The organism is Bacteroidia bacterium (assembly GCA_016218155.1).
GTDB lineage: Bacteria > Bacteroidota > Bacteroidia > Bacteroidales > GWA2-32-17 > GWA2-32-17.
In genome coordinates this window covers 1-3388 of the sequence record JACREQ010000113.1, presented here as the reverse complement: position 1 = coordinate 3388, position 3388 = coordinate 1, and the positions used below count along the sequence as shown (strand labels likewise).

Sequence of the window (3388 nt, the reverse complement as noted above, 5' to 3'; positions counted from 1 at the left end):
CAGACAAGCTCCAGAAAAAGCAAATCAAAGTTAAAAAAATTGGAAGGGGGAATGAGAAGCTAAAATCCTTGGGCCAATAATGGGCTTATTTCTTTTTCTTGCCGCCCATTTCCTTTAGGATTGTTTTAGCGATATGAGAAATCAATTTGATTTGTTCCTTCGGCTTATTTTGCAGGAGGCTTAATACTTCACGGGTGCCCGGCTGCCGCCTGATTCTACTCCACCACGCCACAAACAATTTTCTAGCCTTTCTCATACCATTCATTTGTAGCCGCATTCCTTTGTTTAGGAATATCATTCGTATCAAGTCTTGGCAATTCATAAATATTATTTTGGGAAATGTTCGCGATATCAACTACAGTTGTTAAAGCAAGCTTACATCCTTTGTCTTTTAAAATATCTATAGTGTTTTCATTATAATTTCCATATGGGTAGCACATAGTCCAACTTGAAATATCCACACCAACAGATTCCAAGAAGGCTAATGATAAATCAATTTCATTTTCTTGTCTTTTTTTATCAAGAGTAGATAGCCAATAATGGTCATAACCATGACTGCCGATGTGCATGCCATTTCTTTTCAAACATTTAATTTGGTCAATGTTCATATATAGTTCTCTGCTAAACATTTCTTCTTTGAGCCCAACATATTTTTCAAATAGATGATTAACTATTTTTTTTCTAACTTCTTCTTCTAACCCTTTCTGCAATATCCGCTTTATGAAAATCACTTCTTCTGTATCATGTCGATCCTTTTTATCAATGGTTTCCCAATAATGCTCATTACTTTTTAATTTATATTCATCTCGATATTGATTAAGCAAATCAAAGATTGATTCTATTATGCACTTTTTATCGGGCGTAGATGCCAAAATGAAATGTATTTTATTTACATCTAATACTTCATGTTTTGTGATTGCTTTAATGGGCGGATAAAATGATCCTTGTAATCCTTTCTCGTTCAAAATTGGGAAAATATTAATAAAGTGGTCAATATAAGCGTCATCAAATGTAAGCAAAACTGCTTTTTGAGGCAGCGGCTCAATACCTTGCACAGCTTTTATTAACTGCTCCATAGTAACAATACAGTAATGCTTATGTAAATATTCCAATTGTTCTTTAAAGAATTCTATGTCTAATCCTTTTATTTCGGGAAATCTGGATGACTTTAAATCCCTAACATAGTGATACATTATAATTGTTATTTTGCGATTAATCTTGGTTTCTCCTATATATTAGGCCTATCTTGGTCGCTATCGCCTTTAAATATAATATAATTTTCACGATTTGTTTTATAAGCAAAAGTAATATCAACATTTTGTTTTTCGAAGGGCTCAAAATAGTTGGGGATTACAACTTCATTATTTCTTTTGGAAAAGCCCCATGAATAAAATATTGTTTCATCTATGCCGGAGTTTAAACAGTCTAAATACTCTGCATTCTCTTTGGTTAGCAGCTTACGCAATTCACTTGTTAAAGGATGAGAAACAAGCTCGCCATAAATATCGACTATCCTTAAACAACAAGACTCTTTAATGGTGATTTTACGCATAACTATAATCGACACCAAGTTCTCAGATAAATATATCCCAAAAAAACGATATTTATACACTGGATGATTACAAAATCTATTATAAAGATAAATTAATGATTTTTTGGGGCTAATACTACACGGCATGTTCCCAACATTTCTTATGTCATTAATCTCTTTGACGGAAACTGAAGCATCAGCCTTTTCCTCGCCACTTCTGGTCATTTTGTCTTTAACGCAGATTATTTCAAAAGAAGAGACGCTAGTATTCAATAAATAATAATGATTTAAAGTCCCGCTTTTAAATTCCAAATATCTATATATCCTATTCGCGATTTCGCTAGTGCCAATTGCCCCGATTGAATTTGGCTGATAGATGTCTTCTAAATAATTTAGCAAATCTAATCCAATTCCTTTCCCGATCCCTTTCTTTAAAGTGCTTTTTTGCTCAACTTTCCATATAGCTAGCCAAATATCCCGTTCCATTGATAATTCTGGATCAAAATGCCAGGTAGGGATAAATCCTAAAATTGCATCAAATTTATTAGTCACTGTATTGTAGGCAACAATAAAATTAAATATTCCTTTAGATCGATTCAAATATTGCCATTTTAATAAGTTTGCATTTTTAACAAGGATATGATTTTGTTTCCAGCTTTCATTTATAAAATCTTGAAGTTTATCTATTTCTTCAAGTTTGCATAAACGGACTTCATACATGATTATTTCCTCAAAACATCTTCGATAGAAGTATTATTTTTCTTGCCAAGAATATTATTCGCCAAGGCTTTAACTAAACACTTCGGGAGATAGAAGGTGGGATCTTTTTCATTCAAATTTAATAATATCTGATAAACTACATCAATACCAATGATGTCAATCACACGAAAAACATTTCTTCCATTATATAATTTATTATCAATTACATTGATTGATTCATAATCGTAACCAAAGATCTCAATAAGTTTTAAGGTGGAGGCTATTTCATTAAATAATATATAATTTCCAATATACCCCCTATTGTTGCCGACTTTAACGATTTCAAAGCTAATGGCATGCAAGAAATCTAAAATTAATTCCGCTTCATTTGTTATTTTATAATCTGACAAGCATAATTCAACTAATTTCAAGGTAATTGGATTAAAAAAATGCAACCCATTTACCGTTTCGCCTATTTCTTTTGGGGCATAAGATGAGGAATTCGTAAAATAACCTTTGGTTATCTTGGTTTTGAGCGTATCATAGATCTGTTTTTTTATATTTAAATCCTCAATAACTGCTTCAATAGTGAGATTGTCTGCAAGTTTATCGAGTGAACTGATAACTGTTATTTGTCCTTCTTTAGAACAATTAAAAACTTTTTTAAGTAATTTAATTTGTCTATATGCTTCATTCAGATCTATTTCCTGGTGGTTCCAAATAACAACATTATGCCCTCCCAAAAAAAACAAAGAGGCAATCTGCTTACCCATCAGCCCAAAACCTAAAATATTAATTTCCATTTCCCCTCACAAAATCAGTGCGTAATATTTTATATTATATCATATTTTCAGACGGATTTCCGCATCCGCATTTTGAGCATCTTCGCTCGGGATATTCCAGATGCGGAATCTCCTGCGATAGAACCACAACTTCTGTTGTAATCGGACCAATTCATGGGCACCCGTGAATTATTAAGCCTCCTGCAAAATAAGCCGAAGGAACAAATCAAATTGCTTTCTCATATCGCTAAAACAATCCTAAAGGAAATGGGCGGCAAGAAAAAGAAATAAGCCCATTATTGGCCCAAGGATTTTAGCTTCTCATTCCCCCTTCCAATTTTTTTAACTTTGATTTGCTTTTTCTGGAGCTTGTCTG

At 32.9% G+C, this 3388-nt stretch carries 5 protein-coding genes; 1 reads left to right on the top strand and 4 read right to left on the bottom strand.

What is annotated here, in order from left to right:
* Positions 1-85: 85 nt before the first annotated feature.
* The 4 genes from HY951_19440 to HY951_19425 are packed head-to-tail and all read right to left on the bottom strand — an operon-like array spanning position 86 to position 3033.
* A complete protein-coding gene (locus HY951_19440) occupies positions 86-256 on the bottom strand; it encodes a hypothetical protein (GenBank protein ID MBI5542240.1) in 171 nt (56 codons plus the stop codon).
* Positions 243-1193, bottom strand: a complete 951-nt coding sequence (locus HY951_19435; protein MBI5542239.1) for a polysaccharide deacetylase family protein — start codon at positions 1191-1193, stop codon at positions 243-245. Before HY951_19435 ends, HY951_19440 begins: the two co-directional genes overlap by 14 nt.
* A 35-nt stretch (positions 1194-1228) precedes the next feature.
* Positions 1229-2251, bottom strand: a complete 1023-nt coding sequence (locus HY951_19430) for a hypothetical protein (GenBank protein ID MBI5542238.1) — start codon at positions 2249-2251, stop codon at positions 1229-1231.
* A gap of 2 nt (positions 2252-2253) precedes the next feature.
* Positions 2254-3033, bottom strand: coding sequence for a hypothetical protein (locus tag HY951_19425; protein MBI5542237.1), 780 nt, complete (start codon positions 3031-3033; stop codon positions 2254-2256).
* A 17-nt stretch (positions 3034-3050) separates the two neighbouring features.
* On the opposite strand from HY951_19425, the gene HY951_19420 reads away from it, so the two are divergent.
* Positions 3051-3200, top strand: coding sequence for a hypothetical protein (locus HY951_19420; protein ID MBI5542236.1), 150 nt, complete (start codon positions 3051-3053; stop codon positions 3198-3200).
* Positions 3201-3388 lie beyond the last annotated feature (188 nt).